This window comes from Micromonospora sp. WMMB235, assembly GCF_001855515.1.
Taxonomy (GTDB): Bacteria; Actinomycetota; Actinomycetes; order Mycobacteriales; family Micromonosporaceae; genus Micromonospora; species Micromonospora aurantiaca.
Genome location: NZ_MDRX01000001.1, coordinates 1,115,217 through 1,134,427 on the forward strand (window position 1 = coordinate 1,115,217; position 19,211 = coordinate 1,134,427).

Here is a 19,211-nt window from a genome sequence, read left to right on the forward strand (position 1 = left end):
GCCGGCTCGACGTCGCCAGACTCGTCGCGCTACTTCACCATGCGAAATTGTGGATGCGTCAACCACACTGTCAGGAGATCGGGCTCGACGACGTGGTAGATGTGCCGGGTGCCACCGGCGGCCACGTAGGGGATCTCGTGCCATGCCCCGCCGAGCATCCTGAGGGTCTCCCGGGATCCGGCCCACCACTCCTCGATCCCGGTACCGGCCTCGACGGCATCGAGGACGCGGACTCTCGCCGGAGGTGGGACCGGTAGTGGACCGGTGAGATCGATCAGGCCGCCGTACCGGTGCGCTATCGCTACCGCGAGATGCGCCAGGAACCGGTGGTCGTCCACGCCGTTCGTCGCCGAGGCCAGAACGACCTCTGTCGCGGGCCGGAACCCGGCGGCGCGCGCCAGAAATGTTGCCTCGTCCGGATCCTCCACGTCCCAGTCATCCGGCTCGACCAGCATCGGCCCGGTAACCGGTGACTCAGCCTGCCAGCCCAAGCGGGACGGCTCTCGGAGCAGCCACCAGTCGCCGGTCTGGTTGGTGAGCGCCTCCGCCAGCCAGACCCGGAACAGTTCGACATGCGAAGCGGTCCACGGATCGGGCAGCAGGACTGCGACACAGGGCCCGGCCACGGCCCCATCATGCCCGTACGCCCACGGCCGCGCTCAGGGGAGGGTGGGTCAGCGGCCTGTGGCGTAGCCCTGGGCGCCTCGGGGGTTCGCCGCGGCGGAGAGGACCCCGGTGCGCCGGTCGCGCGTCACCGCGCACATGCGGCCCAGGCTCCACGGGTCGGACAGGCGGACGGTGTGGCCCCTTGCGCGCAGGCCCGCCAGCACGTCGCCGTCGATCCGGTCCTCCAGCACCAGCACGCCCGGCTCGACCTCGCGTGGATAGAACGACGCGGGGAAGCTCGTCGTGTGCCACGTCGGCGCGTCGATCGCCTCCTGCAACTCCTGCCCGCCGGCCAGGTGCCGCAGCAGGAACAGCAGCTGCCACTGGTCCTGCTGGTCGCCACCGGGCGTCCCGCAGGCCATCACCGGCTCGCCGTCGCGGAGCACGAGCGTCGGGCTGAGCGTGGTACGCGGACGCCGCCCCGGCCGCAGCGTGGAGGCGAGCCCCTCCTCCAGCCAGCACATCTGCAACCGGCTGCCGAGCGGGAAGCCCAGCTCCGGGATGACAGGTGAACTCTGCAGCCAGCCGCCGCTGGGCGTGGCGGAGATGATGTTGCCCCACCGGTCCACCACGTCGACGTGGCAGGTGTCGCCGCGGGTCACGCCGTCCGCCCGTACCGTGGGTTCGCCGGTGCTCGGATCCTGCGGGACGGCCCCGCGACCCACGTCGGTGTGCAGGTGGGACGGGAGCCGGGGCGGCTCGCCCGCCGGGCTGCCGGGACGCAGCGTCGTGTCGGCACGGTCGCCGACCAGCGCGGCCCGCGCACGGGCGTAGCCGGCCGACAGCAGCGCGGAGCCCGGCACGTCGGTGTCGCCGTACCACGCCTCCCGGTCGGCGAACGCGAGCTTCAGCGCCTCGGCCTGCGCGTGGATGCCCTCCAGGCTCGACGGGTCGTGGACACGCGGGTCGTCGAGCGCGTCCAGGATGGAGAGCGTCTGGAGCAGCACCGGGCCCTGGCCCCAGAAGCCGGTCTTGGCGATCGTGTGCCCGTGCCAGTCCAGCGTGACCGGTTCCTCCCAGGTGGCCGACCATCCGGCCAGGTCGTCGCCGGTGACCAGCCCGGCGTGCGCACGCCCGCTGGAGTCGCGGAACGGCAGCCGGCTGAACACGTCGATCGCCTCGGCGACGAAACCCTCCCGCCAGGCGCGCCGGGCCGCCTCGATCTGCGCCTCCCGGTCCGCACCGGCGGCCCGTCCCGCGTCGACGAGGCGGCGCAGCGTGTCCGCGTACGCCGGGTTGGTGACCATCTCCCCCGGCGCGGGCGGGCGGCCGTCGCGGAGCCAGAGGCGCGCGGAGGTCGGCCAGTGGTCGGTGAACAGCGAACGGACCCGCGCGACGGTCTGCCCGGCCGGGCCGACCAGCGGATGGCCTGCGGCGGCGTAGCCGATCGCCGGTTCCAGCACCTCGGCGAGCGTTCGGGTGCCGTGGTCGCGCAGCAGCAACAGCCAGGCGTCGACAGCGCCCGGCACGACGGCGGCGAGCGGACCGGCGCCCGGCACGAGGTCCAGGCCGAGCGACCGGAAGTGCGCGACCGTCGCGGCCGCAGGGGCCGGGCCCTGACCGCACAGCACCCGCGGGGTGGGGTCGGTCGCGGTGGCGAGGACCGCGGGCACCTCGCCGGCCGGGCCGTTGAGGTGCGGCTCCACGACGTGCAGCACGAACCCGGCGGCCACCGCGGCGTCGAAGGCGTTGCCGCCGCGTTCCAGCACGCCCATCGCGGACTGGCTGGCCAGCCAGTGCGTGGAGGAGACCATGCCGAACGTGCCGCGCAACGTCGGCCGGGTGGTGAACGCCATGGGCGCGAGCCTACGGCGTGCCGGCGGCGTCGGCGTGCGTCGTCGCGGCCTCCCCCACGCCGCCGTCCCGGTCGCCGTCGAGCGGGAACAGGCACGCCGCGTGGTGGCCCGTGCCGACCTCGGCGAGCGCCGGATCGGTCTCGGCGCACGCGGGGCGGGCCTGCGGACATCGGGTACGGAAGCGGCAACCGCTCGGCGGGTCCACCGGGCTCGGGATGTCGCCGGTGAGCACGATCCGGCGGCGCTCCCGCTCGACGCGAGGGTCGGCCACCGGCACCGCGGAGAGCAGCGCCGCCGTGTAGGGGTGCGCCGGGTGCCGGTAGATCCGCTCGGGTGGGCCGGTCTCGACGATGCGGCCCAGGTACATCACCGCGATCCGGTCGCTCATGTGCTCGACGGCGGCCAGGTCGTGCGCGATGAACAGGTAGGTCAGCCCCAGGTCGCGTTGCAGGTGCCGGAGCAGGTTCATGATCTGCGCCTGCACGCTCAGGTCCAGCGAGGCGATCGGCTCGTCCAGGACGATCAGGTCCGGCTCGCCGGCCAGCGCCCGGGCCACGCCGACGCGCTGGCGCTGGCCGCCGGACAGCTCGTGCGGATACCGGCCGGCGGTGTCGGCGCGCAGACCGACCAGGTCCAGCAGCTCCGCGACCCGGTCCCGCCGGGCGGCGGCGGACGTGGCGAGCCGGTGCACGATCAGCGGCTCGGCGATGCTGTCGCCGACCGTCCGGCGTGGATCGAGCGACGCCTGCGGATCCTGGAAGACCATCGCGACGTGGCGGCGCGTCGCGCGCAGGCGGCGGCGCGACCAGCGGGTCACGTCCGCGCCGGCCACCCGGACCCGTCCGGCGGTCGGGTCGACCAGCCGCAGCAGCGCCAGGCCGGCCGTGGACTTGCCGCTGCCCGACTCGCCGACCAGCCCGAGCGTCTCGCCCCGGCGTACGGCGAGGCTGACGCCGTCCACGGCGCGGACGGTTCCGGCCGGGGTCGGGAAGTGCACCTTCAGGTCGTCCAGCTCGGCGACCACGTCCGGGGTGTCGGCGCTCATCCGGCCTCTCCACGGTAGAAGGTGCGGACCGTGTGCCCGTCGCCGACCGGCGTCAGCGGGGGCAGCTCGTGCTCGCAGCGGGGATCGGCGCGTACCGGGCAGCGCGGCCAGAACGCGCAGCCGGGCGGCAGGTCCAGCGGACTCGGCGGCGAACCGGGGATGGCGACCAGGTCCTCGCCGCGGCGTGACGGGTCCGGCCGGGCCGCCAGCAGCGCCCGGGTGTACGGATGGGTGGGCGTGTCGAACACCGCGTCGACGGGGCCCTGCTCGACGATCCGCCCGCCGTACATGACCGCCACGGTGTCCGCGATGCCTGCCACCACGCCCAGGTCGTGGGTGACCCAGACGACGGCGGTGCCCAGCCGTGCCTGGAGGTCGGCGACCAGTTCGATGATCTGCGCCTGCGTGGTGACGTCAAGCGCGGTGGTCGGCTCGTCGGCGATCAGCAGGTCCGGCTCGCAGGCGAGCGCCATGGCGATGGCGACGCGCTGGCGCATGCCGCCGGAGAACTGGTGCGGGTACGCGTCGACGCGCCGCGCGGCCGACGGGATGCCCACCAGTTCCAGCAGCTCCACCGCCCGGTCGCGGGCGGCGCGGCGGGTCAGCCCCAGGTGCTCCTCGGCCGCCTCGGTGACCTGCCGGCCCACCGGCAGCACCGGGTTGAGCGAGGTCATCGGGTCCTGGAAGACGAACCCGACGTGCCGGCCGCGTACCTTGCGGCGGCGGTCGTCGGGCAGCGCGGTCAGCTCCGTGTCGAGCAGCCGGACCCGGCCGGTGACTGTGGCGGCGCGCGGGGCGAGGCCGGTGGCGGCGAGCAGGGTCATGCTCTTGCCGCTGCCGGACTCGCCGACCAGCGCGAACGTCTCCCCCTGCCGCACCTGCCAGGACACCCCGGCGACGGCACGGACCGGGCCGCGGCGGGTGCCGACTGTGACGGTGAGGTCGTCCACTGACAGCACCGTCGAGTCGGTCGTGGGGTGCCGGCGCTGGCTCGGCATGGGCTCGGTGCGCTCGCTCATGGGGTGCTCCTGCGGGCCTCGCCCAGGGTGAGCTGGCGCGGGTCGAGCACGTCGCGCAGCGCGTCGCCGACCAGGTTGAACGCCAGTACGGTGAGGAAGATCGCCGCGCCCGGGAACACGCCCAGCCACCACGCGTCGGTGACGAAGCCGCGCCCGTCGAACAGCATCCGGCCCCAGGCCGGCGCGGGCGGCTGGATGCCGAGGCCGAGGAAGGACAGCGCGGCCTCGGAGAGGATCGCGAACGCCAGCGACAGCGACGTCTGCACGATCAGCGGCGCGGCGATGTTCGGCAGCACGTGCCGGCGCATGATGCGCAGGTCGGACGCGCCGATGGAGACGGCGGCCCGGACGAACACCTGCTCGCGTACGGAGAGCACGCCGGCGCGGGTGATCCGGGCGAAGATGGGCGTGTAGACCACGCCGATGGCGACCATGGCGGTGAGCAGGCCGGGGCCGAGCACCGCCACGATGGCGACCGCCAGCAGCAGCACCGGGAACGCGAACAGCACGTCCATGCAGCGCATGAGCACGCTGTCCAGCCAGCCCCGGTAGTAGCCGGCGAACAGTCCGAACGTCACGCCGGCGACCAGCGCGATGCCGACGCTGACGGCGCCGACCTGCAGTGACACGCGGGCGGCGACGAGCACCCGGCTGAGCACGTCACGGCCCAGCTCGTCGGTGCCGAACGGGTGCGCGCCGCTGGGTGGGCGCAGCATCTGGTCCACGTCGACGTCGTTCACGCCGGCCGGCGCCAGCCACGGGCCGGCCACACCGACCACCACCAGCAGTACGAGCACTATGGTGCCGCCGACGGCGAGCGGGTCACGGCGCAGCGCGTCCAGGACGCGGCGTCCGGTGCTCTCGGTCGTGGCGCTCACTTGACCGTGATCCTCGGGTCGAGGCGGGCGTAGAGGATGTCCACCAGCAGGTTGACCAGCAGGAACAACGCCGCCACCAGCAGCACCGCGCCCTGCAGGACGGGATAGTCGCGGGCCTGCACGGCGTCGAAGGTGAGCCGGCCGATGCCGGGCCAGGCGAACAGCACCTCGATCACGATGACGCCGCCGAGCAGGCTGGCGAGCTGCACCGCGACCACAGTGACCACCGGGATGAGCGCGTTGCGCAGCACGTGCCGCACGATCACCACCCGGTTGCGCAGCCCTTTCGCCTCGGCGGTCCGCACGTAGTCGGCGGAAAGCACCTCCAGCACGGAGGAACGGATGAACCGGGTGAGGATCGACGCGGTGACCAGGCCGACGGTGACCGCCGGCAGCGCCACGTGGGTGGCCCACCTGCCGGGGTCGTCGGTCAGCGCCACGTAGCCCGAGGGTGGCAGCCAGCCGAGCACCCCGGCGAACAGCAGGATGCCCATGATGCCCATCCAGAAGTCCGGCACGGAGACGCCGAACTGGCTGAACACGCGCGCGGCGTGGTCGACCGCCGAGCCGCTGCGGACCGCCGCGACGATGCCCAGCGGGAACGCGACGAGCAGCGCGAACACCACGGCGGTGACGGCGAGCGACAGCGTGGCGGGCAGCCGTTCCAGCACGATCTGGCTCACCGGCTGGCCGGTGCGGAAGCTGACCCCCAGGTCGCCGGTGAGCGCGTGCCCCAGGTAGCTGGCGTACTGCACCGGTAGCGGCTGGTCGAGGCCGGCGCGTTCGCGCAGCGCCTCGTACGTCTGCGGGTCGAACCGGGTGCCGAGCGCCACCCGGACCGGGTCGCCCGGCACCAGTTGCAGCAGCAGGAACACCACGAGCGTGACGCCGACCAGCACGACCGCCGACTGGAGGACCCGCCGCAGGACGAAGCGGGCCATCACTTGGCCAGGGCGACCGACCGGAACCGGATCGCCCGGTCGGTGCGCACGTCGTAGCCGGAGACCTTCTTCGACCAGCCCTGCACCACGTCCGGGTTGTAGAGGTAGAGGTAGCTGGCGTCGTCGACGATCTGCTTCGCCGCCTGCTCGTACGCCTGCTTGCGGACGCCCTGGTCGGTCTGGGTACGGGCGTCGTCGAGCAGCTTGTCGACCGCCGGGTTCTTGTACTTGTGGAAGTTGAACGTGCCGCCGCTGTGGTGCTGGGCGTAGTAGAACTCGTCCGGGTCGATGTTGCCGAGCCAGCCGAGCATGAACCCGTCGAAGTTGCCCTTCGCCTGCTCGTCGAGCCACTGGGCGAAGTCCAGCGTACGGATCTTGACGGTGATGCCGACGTCCTTGAGCTGCGCGGCGATGACCTGCGCGGCGGTGACCGTCTCCGGGTACTCGCTGGTGACCATCAGGTCCATGGTCAGGTTGCTCACGCCGGCCTGGCCGAGCATCTGCTTCGCCTTGCCCGGGTCGTGGCTGTAGGGCGCGTAGTCGTAGTAGAACGCGCTGGCCTTCGGGATCGCGGTCTGGTTGACGGTGGCGAGCCCGAACTTGGCCGCCTTGGTGATCGCCTCGCGGTCCAGCGCGTAGCCGATGGCGCGCCGCACCTCGGGGTTGTCGAACGGCTTGCGGGCCTCGTTGAGCGCCACGTACCAGTAGTCGGTGGAGGCCGCCGACTTCACCACCGGGTCGTCGCCGTCCTGCAACGACTTCACCTGCTGGGGCGGCAGGTTGTCGGTCCACTGGACCTGGCCGCTGCGCAGGTTCTGCAACGCCACCGTCGGGTCCTTGACGAAGGTGAACGTGACGCCGTCCAGCTTCGGCTTCTCCCCCCAGTACGAGTCGTTGCGGACCAGCTTGACGCTGTCGCCGGAGGTGTAGCCGGCCACCTTGAACGGGCCGCTGCCGACTGGCGCGGTCTTCACCGCGCCGGACTCGACGTTGGACTTCTCCACGATCGCCACGCCCTTGAAGCCGCCCAGGTTGGCCAGCAGGTTCGGCGTGGGCGCGCTGAGCGTCACCACCACTGTGGCCGGGTCGGGCCCGGTGACCGACTTGACGGTGGCGAACTTGTACGCGTTGTTCAGCTTCTCCTTGATGATCCGCTCGTACGAGTAGACGACGTCCTCGGAGGTCAGCGGCGACCCGTCGGAGAACTTGACGCCCTCGCGCAGCGTGAACGTCCAGGTGAGCTGGTCATTGCTGGTGGTCCACTTCGTCGCCAGCGACGGCACCATCTTGAGGTCGGCGTCCGGCTCGACGAGCGTGTCGTAGACGTTCTCCAGCACCTGGAAGCTGTAATACGCCGAGGTCTTGTGCGGGTCGAGCTGGTCCGGCTCGCCGCCGATCGCGGCGTTGAGGACACCACCGGCGCCGCCGGCGTTCCCCCCGCCGCCGACGTCGACCGCCTCGCCGCCGGTGCATCCGGACAGGACGCCGACGGTCAGTGTGAGTGCGGCACCGAGCACACCGAGCTTTTTCCTGGACACAGGCCCCCCTAGCCACTTCCCGGACAAAAGAAAGTTTCGGCGAGTCTTCTCCCCGAGCGGGATGATGTCAACGAATACCGCCAAAGTGACTGGTCGGCCGCCGCTTGCCGGTGCGGAGTGAACGGTGGTTCAATCCGGGCCCCGACCCGATCCGCCACCAGCGCTGGGAGTTGCCGCCGTGACCACACACGAGGTCGTCAACCAGGTCCCGCCGATGGTCGGCCACGACACCGCCGACGACCCGGCGCTGCGCGACGGGGTGGCCCGCGAGGGCGCCGGCTGGGCGCTGCCCGGGCTGCACGAGCTGGGCCGGCTCGCCGGTGGCGAGGAGGCAGCCGAGCACGGTCGGCTCGCCAACGAGCACCCGCCGGTGCTGCGCACCCACGACCGGTACGGCCACCGCATCGACGAGGTGGAGTTCCACCCGTCCTGGCACGAGCTGATGCGTACCGCAGTCGGTCACGGCCTGCACGCCGCGCCGTGGGCCGACGACCGGCCGGGCGCGCACGTGGCCCGCGCGGCCGGCTTCTACCTGTGGCGGCCCGACGCCGGGCACGGCTGCCCGATCTCGATGACCTACGCGGCGGTGCCCGCGCTGCGGCACAGCCCGGACCTGGCCGCCCGGTACGAGCCGCTGCTCACCACCCGCGAGTACGACTTCGGGCTGCGCCCGCCGCAGACCAAGCGCGGCCTGCTCGCCGGCATGTCGATGACCGAGAAGCAGGGCGGCTCGGACGTCCGTGCCAACACCACCACGGCCCGGCCCGAGCCGGACGGCAGCTACCGGCTCGTCGGGCACAAGTGGTTCACCTCGGCGCCCATGTGCGACCTGTTCCTCACCCTCGCCCAGGCGCCCGGCGGTCTCACCTGCTTCCTGGTCCCCCGGGTGCTGCCCGACGGCACCCGCAACCCGATGCGGCTGATGCGGCTCAAGGACAAGCTCGGCAACCGCTCCAACGCCTCCGCCGAGGTCGAGTACGAGCACGCGGTGGCGTGGCGCGTCGGCGACGAGGGCCGGGGCGTGCGCACCATCATCGACATGGTCAACCTGACCCGGCTCGACTGCGTGATCGGCGCGGCGGCCGGGATGCGCCACGGCGTGACCACAGCCGTGCACCACGCCACCCACCGGCGGGCGTTCGGCGACTACCTGGCCGACCAGCCGCTGATGCGCAACGTGCTGGCCGACCTGGCGGTGGAGTCCGAGGCGGCCACCGTCCTGATGGTCCGGCTGGCCGGCGCGACCGACCGGTCCGCGCGCGGCGACGACGGCGAGACGGCGTTCAAGCGCCTCGCCCTCGCCATCGGCAAGTACTGGGTGTGCAAGCGCTGGCCGGGGCACGCCGCCGAGGCGCTGGAGTGCCTGGGCGGCAACGGCTACGTGGAGGAGTCCGGCATGCCGCGGCTGTTCCGCGAGTCGCCGCTGAACTCGATCTGGGAGGGCTCCGGCAACGTCGCCGCGCTCGACGTGCTGCGCGCGCTCACCCGGGAACCGCAGGTGCTCGCCGCGTACGAGGCGGAGGTGGCCGCCGCGGCCGGCGCGGACGCCCGGCTGGACGCCGCGGTGCGCCGGGTGCGCGACGAACTGGCCGACCACACCGACCTGGAGTTGCGCGCCCGGCGGGTGGTCGAGCGGCTGGCGCTGGTGCTCCAGGGCGCGCTGCTGGTGCGCCACGGCCACCCGGCGGTCGCCGACGCGTTCTGCGCGTCCCGGCTCGACGGCGACCACGGGCAGGCGTACGGGACGCTGCCGGGCGGACTGGACCTCGCCGCGATCATCGACCGCGCCACTCCCAAGATCGGCTGAGGGTGTGGTGATGCGACTCGCCTCGGTACACCTGTATCCGGTCAAGTCCCTCGGCGGCGTCGACGTCGACCGGGCCGATGTCCAGCCGTGGGGATTGCGTCACGACCGCCGCTGGCTGGTGCTGCGCCCGGACGGCCGCAAACTGGGCTCGACCGACCTGCCGGCGCTGCTCGGCCTGACCGCCGCGCCCGGCTCCGGGTCGATCACGCTCACCGCCCGCGACGGGTCGTCGCTGACAGTCGCCGAGCCGGTGGACGGGCCGCCGGTCGCCACGGACGTGTCCCGGCTGGACACGGTCCGGCTCGCCGCCGACGAGGCCCACGACTGGCTCTCCGCGCGGCTGGGCCGGCCCGTACGGCTGGCCTGGCTGGACGATCCGCGCCGCCGGCCGATGTCGGCCGAGCACGGCGGCGGGCCCGGCGATCCGCTGAACCTGTCCGACGCCGGGCCGCTGCTGGTCGCCACGGCGCCGTCGCTGCGGCGGCTGCGGGACTGGATCGTCGAGGGTGCGCTGGAACGCGGCGAGCCCGCGCCGGAGCCGCCGGCGATGGCCCGGTTCCGCCCGACTGTGGTGCTGGACGGGCCGTTCGAACCGTTCGCCGAGGACGGCTGGAGCCGGGTACGCATCGGCGCCGTCGACTTCCGGGTGTCCGAACGCTGCGACCGCTGCTCGGTGACGCTCATCGACCCGGAGACGCTCGCGACCGGGAAGGAGCCGATCCGCACGCTGGCCCGGCACCGGCGCTACGACGGCAAGACGTGGTTCGGCGTCCGCCTGGTCCCGCTGAGCACCGGCGAGATCCGGGCCGGCGACGAGTGCGAGGCGACATGACCGCCCGCCGTTCGACACCGTGCTGCTCGCCGGGGCGGGTGGACTGAGCGCGGTCAGCCCGACCTGACCGGCCGGGACCGCCACTTGTCCGCCAGGATCGCGTAGACGAGTTGGTCGGCCCAGCCGTCCCGGAACCGGTAGCTGCGCCCGTGCCGCGCCTCCCGCCGCATGCCGAGCCGGGCCATCAGGCGGGCCGACGGCTCGTTGTCCGCGTGGCAGCGGGCCACCACCCGGTGCAGACCGAACCCGCCGAAACCCCAGTCCAGCAGCGCGCCGGCCGCCTCCGTGGCCAGCCCCCGGCCGCCGTGGCCGGGGTGGAACACGTACCCCAGCTCGGCGGTGCGGTCCGCGGCGCTGCGCCACACCAGCTCGACCGCGCCGATCACCCGCGCGTCGCGCACCACGGCGAGCGTCAGGCAGTCGCCCTCCGCGCGCAGCGCGTCCTCGCCGGCCATCGCGGTCACCGACGCCAGGGACTCCGCCCGGGTACGCGGCGCGGCGCCGGCCATCCAGCGGACCACGTCCGGGCGGCGCTGCCAGGCGTGCACGTCGTCGAGGTCGCCGAGGGTGACCGGGCGCAGCAGCAGCCGGGGCGTGCGCAGCGGGTACGCCGGGTGGGTCATCGGGCGATGGTAGGAGGAACCTAGTGTGGGCCGCATGGTCGTTTCCGCCGACGAGGGCAATCCGCTCACCCAGCTCACGCTCGACCAGCTCCGGCAGCGCACCAGCGTGAAGTGGCGGCTGTACCCGCCGGACGTGCTGCCGCTGTGGGTGGCCGAGCAGGACGTGCCGCTGGCGCCGCCGGTGGCCGAGGCGCTGCGCCGGGCGGTCGAGCTGGGCGACACCGGCTATGCGTTCGGCACCGGGTACGCCGAGGCGGTCGGCGGGTTCGCCGCGCAGCGGTGGGGCTGGGCCGACTTCCCGGTCGGCCGGACCACGCTGGTGCCGGACGTGATGATGGGTACGGTCGAGGTGCTGCGCCTGGTCACCGGCCCGGGCGACGCGGTGGTGGTCACTCCCCCGGTCTACCCGCCGTTCTACGCGTTCGTCGCCAACGCCGGCCGGCAGGTCCTCGAGGCGCCGCTCGGCGCGGACCTGCGGCTCGACCCGGCCGCGCTGGAGGAGGCGTTCCGCCGGGCCCGCGCGATCGGCGAGCGGCCGGCGTTCCTGCTCTGCAACCCGCACAACCCGACCGGTGTGGTGCACCGGCCCGACGAGCTGGCCACCGTCGCCGAGCTGGCCGCCCGGCACGGCGTACGGGTGGTGGCCGACGAGATCCACGCGCCGTTGGCGCTGCCCGGCGCGCGGTTCACGCCGTACCTGACGGTGCCGGGCGCGGAGAACGCGTTCGCGCTGCTGTCGGCGTCGAAGGCGTGGAACCTGGCCGGGCTCAAGGCGGCGCTGGCGGTCGCCGGGCCGGACGCGGCGGACGACCTGGCGCGGATGCCGGAGGAGGTCAGCCACGGACCCAGCCACCTCGGTGTGCTCGCGCACACCGCCGCGTTCCGCGCCGGCGGGCCGTGGCTGGACCGGCTGCTCGACGGCCTCGACGCGAACCGGGCGCTGCTCGGATCACTGCTGGCCGAGCACCTTCCGACCGTGTCGTGGCAGCCGCCCGAGGGCACGTACCTGGCCTGGCTGGACTGCCGGCGCCTCGGCGTACCCACCGAGGCGGGCGACGGACCGGGCGTGGCGAGCGACCTGGCCGGTCCGGCGCGGATGTTCCTCGACCGGGCCCGGGTGGCGCTCAGCTCCGGGCACGTCTTCGGCTCCGGCGGCACCGGGTTCGTGCGGCTCAACTTCGCCACCTCCCCCGCCGTGCTCACCGAGGCGGTCACCCGGATGGGCCGCGCGGTGGTCGCCTGACCGGCGGCCAGCGCGCTCGCGCGCCTTACCAGCGGCTCAACGGGCGACGACGCGTACCCCCTGGTTGTCGCCCTCGGACAGGAACGACGCCACGGCGCCGCCCTCGGCGGTGACGGCCGTGCGCTCGGCGCGGGTCAACGCGCGCAGCGGCGTGACCACCACGACGCCCGCGTCGACCGTCCAGGTGGCGGCGACCCGGCCGTTGACGAGCACGAACCGGGCACCCGCGACGGAGAGGTTGCGGTGGGCGTCGTCGATGATCCGGCTGCGGTCGTGGTAGCCGAGCACCGCGTTGTCGAAGGCGGGCAGGAACCGTACCGGCGCGGGGGTGTCCGGGTCGGGCCGGGGCGCGCCGGGCAGGTCCAGCAGCGTGCGGCCGCGCGCATCCCGGAAGGCCACCAGCTCGTCGCGGACCGCCGCCACCGCCGCCGGCAGCCCGGCGAGGCCGCACCAGGCGCGCAGGTCCGCCGACGCGGCCGGACCGAACGCGGCCAGGTAGCGCCGCACCAGCGCCCGCCCGGCCAGGTCGTCGCCGTCCAGACCGGGCGGGTCGGCGTCGCGGCCCAGCCACCGGGCCAGAGCGACGGTACGGACGCCGGCGGTGGCCCGCCACAGTCCGCGCGGCGGGGCCTGCACGGCCGGGACCAGCGCGAGCACGATCTCGCCGAGCGCCCGCCGGTCGGTCTCCGGCCAGCGCGCGGCTAGCGCCCCCACGATCTCGGCGGTGGTGCGCGGCTCGCCGTCGGCAAGGACCTCCCGGGCCGCCGCGGCGAGTTCGTCGAGGTCGACCCCGTCGAACTCGCCGCGGTAGACGCCCAGCACCCGCTGCCGCAGCATCGCGTCGTGCCGGGACCGCCAGGTCAGCACGTCGTCCGCGGCGAGGAGGTGCACGGTGCGGCGCATGAGGTGGGTACGCACCAGGCGGCGGCGCACCAGCAGGTCCGACAGGACCGCCGGGTCGAAGGCCCGCAGCCGCGACCAGAGCCCGACATACGGCTCCTGCGGCTCCTGGGCCTGCAACCCGCACAGGTGCGTCACGGCGTCCGCCACCGGCAGGTCGGCGCGCTCCAGCAGCAGTTGCCGGGCGAGCGTGGCCCGGTTGAGCATCAGCTGGTCGAGCACTGTCATCGCTGCGGTCTCCGGCCCGCTCAGGTGGTGGTCTGCCCGTCGATGCTCTCGCGCAGGATGTCGGCGTGCCCGGCGTGCTGGGTGGTCTCGGCGATGACGTGGATCAGCACCCGCCGGATGCTGCGGACCGAACCGGGCTCGTTCCACGGCGCGTCCGGCACCGGCCAGGTCGCCGACAGGTCCTCGACGCCGGCCACGATCTCCTCGGTACGGGCGGCGATGCGGGCGTACCGGTCCAGGATGGCCGGCAGCGTGTCCTCGGGCAGCATCTGGAAGTCCCGTCCCCGCTCGATCGCCCACTGCGGCAGCTCGCGGGCCTGCCCGGACATGAAGTCCTCCCAGGTGACGCCCTCGGGCATGGCGAATGACATCGCCGAAGGGCCCTCGACCACGAACCGCAGCCACGCCTCCTCGGTGGACGCGACGTGCTTGATCAGGCCGCCCAGGCAGAGCGCGCTGACAGTCGGCTTCTGCGCGGCCTGCTCGTCGGTCAGGCCGCGCACCGTGTTGATCAGCATGTTCCGGGCCTCGGCGAGCTCGGCCAGCAGGTCGGTCCGCTCGGCGTCGAGGGTGGTGGGGGTCGTGGTGGTGCCGGTCATCGTCATCGTTCCTTCCGGTCCTGATCGGGTACGGGTCCACCCTCGCAGGCATAGCGGTCAGGAAGTGTCCTCTTCTCGCGGCAGAATGCGTGGCGTGCCGAAGACTTCCGCCCGACTGCTCTCCCTGCTGTCCCTGTTGCAGGCGCGACGCGACTGGCCCGGGTCGCTGCTCGCCGAACGGCTGCGGGTCAGCCCGCGAACCGTGCGCCGCGACGTCGACCGGCTGCGCGAGCTGGGCTATCCGATCGAGAGCGCCAAGGGGCCGGACGGCGGCTACCGGCTGGGCGCCGGCTCGGCGCTCCCGCCGCTGCTCTTCGACGACGAGCAGGCGGTCGCGCTCACAGTGGCGTTGCAGACCGCCGCCGGCGGGGTGACCGGCATCGAGGAGGCGGCGGCGCGGGCGCTGACCACTGTGCGGCAGGTGATGCCGGCGCGGCTGCGGCACCGGGTGGACGCGCTGCGGGTGGTCGACGTGCAACGCGCCGATACGCCCTCCCGGCACCGGGTGGAACCGGCGCTGCTGATGACGTTGAGCGCCGCCGTGCACGCCCGCGAGGAGCTGCGCTTCGACTACGAGTCGGTGTCGACGACGCCGCCGGTCGCGGGCCGGCCGCCGCGCCGGGTGCAGCCGCATCACCTGGTCACCTGGGGTGGGCGCTGGTACCTCGTCGCCTGGGATCTCGACCGCGTCGACTGGCGCACGTTCCGGGTCGACCGGATCAGCCCGCGTACGCCCACCGGCCCCCGGTTCACGCCCCGCGAGCTGCCCGGCGGGGACGTGGCCGCGTACGTCGCCGGCCGGTTCAAGGGCGCCACCGGGCCGGGTGACTGGCCCTGCCGGGGCGAGGTGATCCTCGACCTGCCCGCCCGCGTGGTGTCCGGGTGGACCCGCGACGGGATCGTCGAGGCGCTGGGCCCGGACCGTTGCCGGCTGGTGCTGGGCGCCTGGTCGTGGCCCGGGCTGGCCGCCGTGCTCGGCCGCTACGACGCCGACATCGAGGTGGTCGGGCCGCCGGAGCTGCGCGAGGCGTTCGCCCGTCTGGCCCGCCGCTACGCCGCAGCGGCAGAGGGCCCGCGCCCGCCTCGGTAGCCGGGCCGGCCGGGGCGTCAGTCGGTGGGCAGGAGCGGGCGCATGAACGTGCGCTCGTACCGCAGGACGCAGCCCGACTCCTCGCGGATCCGGTCGGCGGCGACGAACTCGGGGTCCACACCGAACCGGGCCCGGTACTGCTCGTACGCCGCCAGGCTGTCGATCGTGTAGTGCACGACGCAGGTGATCACGCGGCCACGATAGCGGCGGCCGGTCAGGCGGCGGAGCGGCGGCCACCGGGGTCGGTCGTGTCGGCCAGGCCGGCGTACCGCCCCCTGTGGTAGAGCAACGGCGAGCCGACGTCGGCGTGCCGCAGCAGCTCCGGTTCGGCCAGCACGACGGCGTGGTCCCCGACGACAACCCGGTCCACCACCCGGCAGAGCAGCCAGGCCAGCGTGTCGTCGAGGACCGGCACCCCTTCCGGGCCGGGCCGCCAGCGGGTCGGCTCGGCGAACCGGTCGATCCCGCTGGTGGCGAACGTCCGGGCCATCTCGTGCTGGCCGTGCCCGAGCAGGTGCACACCGACGTGCCGGGCCCGGGACACCACCGGCCAGCTCGACGAGCCCCGGTCCAGGCAGAACGAGACGATCGGCGGCCGCAGCGACACCGCGGTGAACGAGGTGGCGGTGAACCCGGCCGCGGGCGGACCGGCGGCGGTGACCACTGTGACGGTGCTGGCCTGGTGCCGCAGCAGCGTCCGCAGCGCGTCGGCGTCGGCGTCGACCGGGGTGTCGGCAGGCTCGGTCACGGTGTTCCTCCAAGGTGTACGACGGGGGATCGTCGACCCCAGGGAGAGTTTCCTATCCAACCAGTAGGATTACAAGGTCTTCCCGGGCTCCGACCCACCAGCGGCACGGTCGGCCACCACCACCGAGATGCCGTCGAGCACACGCTGGAGACCGAACTCGAAGGCGTGGTCCGGCCCGTACGCCGCGCCGTGCGCCATGCCGGCCGCGGTGCCGACTCGCGCGGCGAGCGGGAAGCTGCCGGCGGTCATGAACTTCTCCAGCCAGGGCCCGTGCGTCTGCCACCACTGGTCGTCGGTCATCCCGGTCTCACGTTCCAGCTCGGCCACGTCCAGCGCGACCCGGGCCGCGTTCTTGGCGTGCCCCAGCACGAGCGTGAGCACCGCGTCCATCTCCACGTCGTCCAGCCCGATGTCCGCGACGGCGTGCAGTTCGTAGTCGTACTTGGCGAGCACGTTCGGGCCGAGCACCGGCCGGGTGGTCTCGGCGCGCAGCAGCCACGGGTGGGCCCGGTAGAGGGCGAGGTTGTCCCGCGCGACGCGTTCCAGCCGCCCCCGCCAGCCACCCGGCACGTCGGACGGGCGCGGCAGGTCACCGAGGACGGCGTCCACCATGACGTCGAGCAGTTCCGCCTTACCCGGCACGTACGTGTAGACGGACATGGTGCCCACGCCGAGCGCCTCGCTGACCCGGCGCATGGTGAGCGCGTCGATGCCGTCGGCGTCGGCGATCTCGATCGCGGTGCGCACGATCCGGTCGACGCTCAGGGCGGGACCGGCGCCGCGGCTGGCCGGCTCCTGGGTGCGCCAGAGAAGGGCCAGGCTGCGGGCGGGATCGGCCTTGCGCCGGCGCTCCTTCGACATGGTGCCGTCATCCTACCGGCCATGCCGGTCACCGGCGGTCGGCGGGACGCCGGAAAAGGGGAGCCCGAGAAATGTTCGCGCAAAAAGAATGGCGGGTTCTCCCGCCACTACCAACATATAGCGCACCCCCGGTCTTGCCGCAAGACCGGGGTGAGGGCGCACAATTGCCGGCCGTAACCCATTGCCGAGGCATTCGAAAAGCCGCGAAGAGCGGAGGCTCGGCCGTGCCCGTGATCGGAGACGAGTTGAATCTGCCTGCCACGAGCGTTTTCGATCTTCCCGAGCGTCTGTCGGCGAAGGCCGGCCCGGACCTGATCGCCGCCGACGAGCGGCACTTCGCCGCCATCGCGGACAGCCTGCACCGTTCGATCGCCGAGTTGACCGACCGGCTCGACGCGACGCGCCGGACCGCGGGCGGCCGGGGCCGGCAGGCGGTCGACCGGGACCAGGAGGTCCGGCGGCTGAGCGCGCGCCTGCGTACGCTGCGCCGTTACGGCCTGGACCTGTGCCTGGGCCGGATGGTCGGCGCGGACGGCGGCGAACCGGTGTACGTGGGCCGGCTCGGCCTGACCGACGGCGCGGGCGGCCGGCTGCTGCTGGACTGGCGCTCCCCCGCCGCCGAGCCGTTCTTCGGCGCCACCCACGCCGACCCCATGGGCCTGGTCAGCCGCCGCCGGTACCGGTGGAGCCGAGGGCGGATCACCGACTACTGGGACGAGGTGTTCACCGCCGACGGCCTGGCCGGGCACGCCGCGCTCGACGACCAGTCGGCGTTCATCGCCAGCCTGGGCGCGACCCGGTCGGCGCGGATGCGCGACGTGCTCGGCACCATCCAGGCCGACCAGGACGCGATCATCCGGGCCGGGTCGCGAGGCGCGCTGGTGGTCGACGGCGGCCCCGGCACCGGCAAGACGGTGGTGGCGCTGCACCGGACCGCGTACCTGCTGCACGCCGACCCGCGGCTGGGCGAGCGCCGGGGCGGGGTGCTGGTGGTGGGGCCGCACCAGCCGTACCTGAACTACGTGTCGGACGTGCTGCCCAGCCTGGGTGAGGAGGACGTGCAGATCTGCACGCTCGCCGACCTGGTGCCCGAGGGCGCGGCGGCGGCGCCGGAGACCGACCCGGAGGTGGCCCGGCTGAAGGCGTCCGCGGACCCGGTGCGGGCGGTCGACGCCGCGGTCCGGTTCTACGAGGAGCCGCCCGCGACCGGGATGACAGTCGGCGTCGGGGACGGCGAGCTGCGGCTGACCGCCGACGACTGGACGACGGCGTTCGAGGCGGCCGGACCGGGCGTCCCGCACAACGAGGCCCGCGACGACGTGTGGGAGGAACTGCTCACGATCCTGGTGGAGAAGTACCGCGGCGACGAGCCGGAGGAGGCGGTGCGCCGGGCGCTGGCGCGCGACCGGGAGCTGGTCACCGCGTTCGGCCGGGCGTGGCCGCTGCTGGACCCGCTCGACGTGGTGGCCGACCTGTGGTCGGTGCCGGCCTACCTGCGCCGGTGCGCGCCCTGGCTGAGCGTCGAGGAGATCCGTACGCTGCGGCGGCCCGACCCCCGGGCTTGGACTGTCGCCGACCTGCCGTGGCTGGACGCGGCCCGGCGCCGCGTCGGCGACCCGGAGGCGTCGCTGCGGCGGCGCCGCGACGAGGCGGTGCTGGCCGCGCAGCGCGCCGAGATGGACACGGTGGTCGACGCGCTGATCGCGTCGCACGCCTACGACGACGGCGAGGGTCTGATGACCATGCTGTACGGCGAGGACATGCGGACGAGCCTGGTCGACGAAAGCGCGCTGAGCGTGGCCGATCCGGACCTGCTGGCCGGGCCGTTCGCGCACGTCGTGGTGGACGAGGCGCAGGAGCTGACCGACGCGCAGTGGCAGATGCTGCTGGCGCGCTGCCCGTCGCGCAGCTTCACAGTGGTCGGTGACCGGGCGCAGGCGCGGCACGGGTTCACCGAGTCGTGGCCGCAGCGGCTGACGCGGGCCGGCTTCGACCGGGTCGAGGTGGCCACGCTCACCGTCAACTACCGCACTCCGGCGCAGGTGATGGCGGCGGCCGAACCGGTGATCCGGGCCGTGCTCCCTGATGCCAACGTACCCACGTCCATCCGCGACGGCGCCCCGGTGCGGTACGGCGCCCGCGCGGAGCTGGGCGCGGTGGTGGACGGCTGGCTCGCCGACCATCCCGAGGGCGTCGCGTGCGTCATCGGCGATCCGGCGTTCCCGGCCTCGGAGCGGGTCCGGTCGCTGACCCCGGAGCTGGCCAAGGGACTGGAGTTCGACCTGGTGGTGCTGGTCGACCCGGAGTCGTTCGGCGATGGGATCTCCGGCGCGGTGGACCGGTACGTCGCGATGACCCGCGCGACCGGCGAGCTGGTCGTCCTCACCGGGCCGTGAC

Annotated in this window: 18 protein-coding genes; 5 read left to right on the forward strand and 13 right to left on the reverse strand. The window is 73.7% G+C overall.

The genetic code is table 11. From position 1 onward, the window contains the following. Positions 1–29 precede the first annotated feature (29 nt). From BFV98_RS04770 to BFV98_RS04800, 7 genes are read right to left on the reverse strand one after another with little or no spacing between them, the layout of a single operon-like run. Positions 30–626, reverse strand: a complete 597-nt coding sequence (locus BFV98_RS04770) for a DUF6368 family protein (RefSeq protein ID WP_013286247.1) — start codon at positions 624–626, stop codon at positions 30–32. A gap of 48 nt (positions 627–674) precedes the next feature. Continuing rightward, complete coding sequence (locus BFV98_RS04775; RefSeq protein WP_071095079.1) at positions 675–2,462, reverse strand: gamma-glutamyltransferase family protein; 1,788 nt, start codon at positions 2,460–2,462, stop codon at positions 675–677. A 10-nt stretch (positions 2,463–2,472) separates the two neighbouring features. Beyond that, a complete protein-coding gene (locus tag BFV98_RS04780; protein ID WP_013286245.1) occupies positions 2,473–3,507 on the reverse strand; it encodes an ABC transporter ATP-binding protein in 1,035 nt (344 codons plus the stop codon). Then, positions 3,504–4,526 (reverse strand): ABC transporter ATP-binding protein, encoded by a 1,023-nt coding sequence (locus BFV98_RS04785; protein WP_071095081.1) that lies wholly within the window; start codon positions 4,524–4,526, stop codon positions 3,504–3,506. The genes BFV98_RS04780 and BFV98_RS04785 overlap by 4 nt, the downstream gene beginning before the upstream one ends. Next, positions 4,523–5,404, reverse strand: a complete 882-nt coding sequence (locus BFV98_RS04790; protein ID WP_071095082.1) for an ABC transporter permease — start codon at positions 5,402–5,404, stop codon at positions 4,523–4,525. The genes BFV98_RS04785 and BFV98_RS04790 overlap by 4 nt, the downstream gene beginning before the upstream one ends. After that, positions 5,401–6,345 carry an ABC transporter permease gene (locus BFV98_RS04795; RefSeq protein WP_013476859.1) on the reverse strand — a complete coding sequence of 315 codons (945 nt, stop codon included), beginning with the start codon at positions 6,343–6,345 and terminating at the stop codon, positions 5,401–5,403. Before BFV98_RS04795 ends, BFV98_RS04790 begins: the two co-directional genes overlap by 4 nt. After that, on the reverse strand, positions 6,345–7,883 hold the full coding sequence (locus BFV98_RS04800) for an ABC transporter substrate-binding protein (RefSeq protein ID WP_071095084.1): 1,539 nt from the start codon (positions 7,881–7,883) through the stop codon (positions 6,345–6,347). Before BFV98_RS04800 ends, BFV98_RS04795 begins: the two co-directional genes overlap by 1 nt. A 178-nt stretch (positions 7,884–8,061) precedes the next feature. On the opposite strand from BFV98_RS04800, the gene BFV98_RS04805 reads away from it, so the two are divergent. Then, entirely contained in the window at positions 8,062–9,690 is a 1,629-nt protein-coding gene (locus BFV98_RS04805; protein WP_071095086.1) for an acyl-CoA dehydrogenase family protein, read from the forward strand. Positions 9,691–9,700: 10 nt separating this feature from the next. After that, the gene (locus tag BFV98_RS04810; RefSeq protein WP_071098752.1) at positions 9,701–10,522 is read left to right on the forward strand and encodes an MOSC domain-containing protein; all 822 of its coding nucleotides are present in this window, start codon (positions 9,701–9,703) and stop codon (positions 10,520–10,522) included. Between the two features lie 53 nt (positions 10,523–10,575). Here the strand turns inward: BFV98_RS04810 and BFV98_RS04815 are convergent, their stop codons facing one another. Continuing rightward, a complete protein-coding gene (locus BFV98_RS04815; protein ID WP_071095088.1) occupies positions 10,576–11,145 on the reverse strand; it encodes a GNAT family N-acetyltransferase in 570 nt (189 codons plus the stop codon). A 34-nt stretch (positions 11,146–11,179) separates the two neighbouring features. Between BFV98_RS04815 and BFV98_RS04820 the strand changes: the two genes are divergently transcribed. Further along, entirely contained in the window at positions 11,180–12,388 is a 1,209-nt protein-coding gene (locus BFV98_RS04820; RefSeq protein ID WP_071095090.1) for a MalY/PatB family protein, read from the forward strand. Between the two features lie 36 nt (positions 12,389–12,424). On the opposite strand, the gene BFV98_RS04825 is transcribed toward BFV98_RS04820, so the two are convergent. After that, positions 12,425–13,516 carry a winged helix DNA-binding domain-containing protein gene (locus tag BFV98_RS04825; protein WP_071095092.1) on the reverse strand — a complete coding sequence of 364 codons (1,092 nt, stop codon included), beginning with the start codon at positions 13,514–13,516 and terminating at the stop codon, positions 12,425–12,427. A gap of 20 nt (positions 13,517–13,536) precedes the next feature. Further along, a complete protein-coding gene (locus BFV98_RS04830) occupies positions 13,537–14,115 on the reverse strand; it encodes a DinB family protein (protein WP_036311075.1) in 579 nt (192 codons plus the stop codon). Between the two features lie 85 nt (positions 14,116–14,200). Here BFV98_RS04830 and BFV98_RS04835 point away from each other — a divergent pair, with 85 nt between their 5' ends. After that, positions 14,201–15,205 carry a YafY family protein gene (locus tag BFV98_RS04835; protein WP_071095094.1) on the forward strand — a complete coding sequence of 335 codons (1,005 nt, stop codon included), beginning with the start codon at positions 14,201–14,203 and terminating at the stop codon, positions 15,203–15,205. A 17-nt stretch (positions 15,206–15,222) separates the two neighbouring features. Here the strand turns inward: BFV98_RS04835 and BFV98_RS04840 are convergent, their stop codons facing one another. The 3 genes from BFV98_RS04840 to BFV98_RS04850 form a co-directional block, all read right to left on the reverse strand. After that, a complete protein-coding gene (locus BFV98_RS04840) occupies positions 15,223–15,396 on the reverse strand; it encodes an NIPSNAP family protein (protein ID WP_218917884.1) in 174 nt (57 codons plus the stop codon). Positions 15,397–15,419: 23 nt separating this feature from the next. Then, positions 15,420–15,953, reverse strand: coding sequence for a flavin reductase family protein (locus BFV98_RS04845; RefSeq protein WP_013286233.1), 534 nt, complete (start codon positions 15,951–15,953; stop codon positions 15,420–15,422). 69 nt (positions 15,954–16,022) lie between these two features. Next, positions 16,023–16,814: a TetR/AcrR family transcriptional regulator gene (locus BFV98_RS04850; protein WP_071095096.1), complete on the reverse strand. Its 792-nt coding sequence runs from the start codon at positions 16,812–16,814 to the stop codon at positions 16,023–16,025. A gap of 224 nt (positions 16,815–17,038) precedes the next feature. Between BFV98_RS04850 and helR the strand changes: the two genes are divergently transcribed. Then, positions 17,039–19,210: an RNA polymerase recycling motor ATPase HelR gene (gene helR / locus BFV98_RS04855; protein WP_083395232.1), complete on the forward strand. Its 2,172-nt coding sequence runs from the start codon at positions 17,039–17,041 to the stop codon at positions 19,208–19,210. Position 19,211: the final 1 nt, after the last annotated feature.

Coding starts and splice junctions, on each gene's coding strand:
- BFV98_RS04775 (WP_071095079.1), bottom strand. CDS start 2,462: ATGGCGTTCACCACCCGGCCGACGTTGCGCGGCACGTTCGGCATGGTC.
- BFV98_RS04780 (WP_013286245.1), bottom strand. CDS start 3,507: ATGAGCGCCGACACCCCGGACGTGGTCGCCGAGCTGGACGACCTGAAG.
- BFV98_RS04785 (WP_071095081.1), bottom strand. CDS start 4,526: ATGAGCGAGCGCACCGAGCCCATGCCGAGCCAGCGCCGGCACCCCACG.
- BFV98_RS04795 (WP_013476859.1), bottom strand. CDS start 6,345: ATGGCCCGCTTCGTCCTGCGGCGGGTCCTCCAGTCGGCGGTCGTGCTG.
- BFV98_RS04810 (WP_071098752.1), top strand. CDS start 9,701: ATGCGACTCGCCTCGGTACACCTGTATCCGGTCAAGTCCCTCGGCGGC.
- BFV98_RS04815 (WP_071095088.1), bottom strand. CDS start 11,145: ATGACCCACCCGGCGTACCCGCTGCGCACGCCCCGGCTGCTGCTGCGC.
- BFV98_RS04820 (WP_071095090.1), top strand. CDS start 11,180: ATGGTCGTTTCCGCCGACGAGGGCAATCCGCTCACCCAGCTCACGCTC.
- BFV98_RS04825 (WP_071095092.1), bottom strand. CDS start 13,516: ATGACAGTGCTCGACCAGCTGATGCTCAACCGGGCCACGCTCGCCCGG.
- BFV98_RS04830 (WP_036311075.1), bottom strand. CDS start 14,115: ATGACCGGCACCACCACGACCCCCACCACCCTCGACGCCGAGCGGACC.
- BFV98_RS04835 (WP_071095094.1), top strand. CDS start 14,201: ATGCGTGGCGTGCCGAAGACTTCCGCCCGACTGCTCTCCCTGCTGTCC.
- BFV98_RS04850 (WP_071095096.1), bottom strand. CDS start 16,814: ATGTCGAAGGAGCGCCGGCGCAAGGCCGATCCCGCCCGCAGCCTGGCC.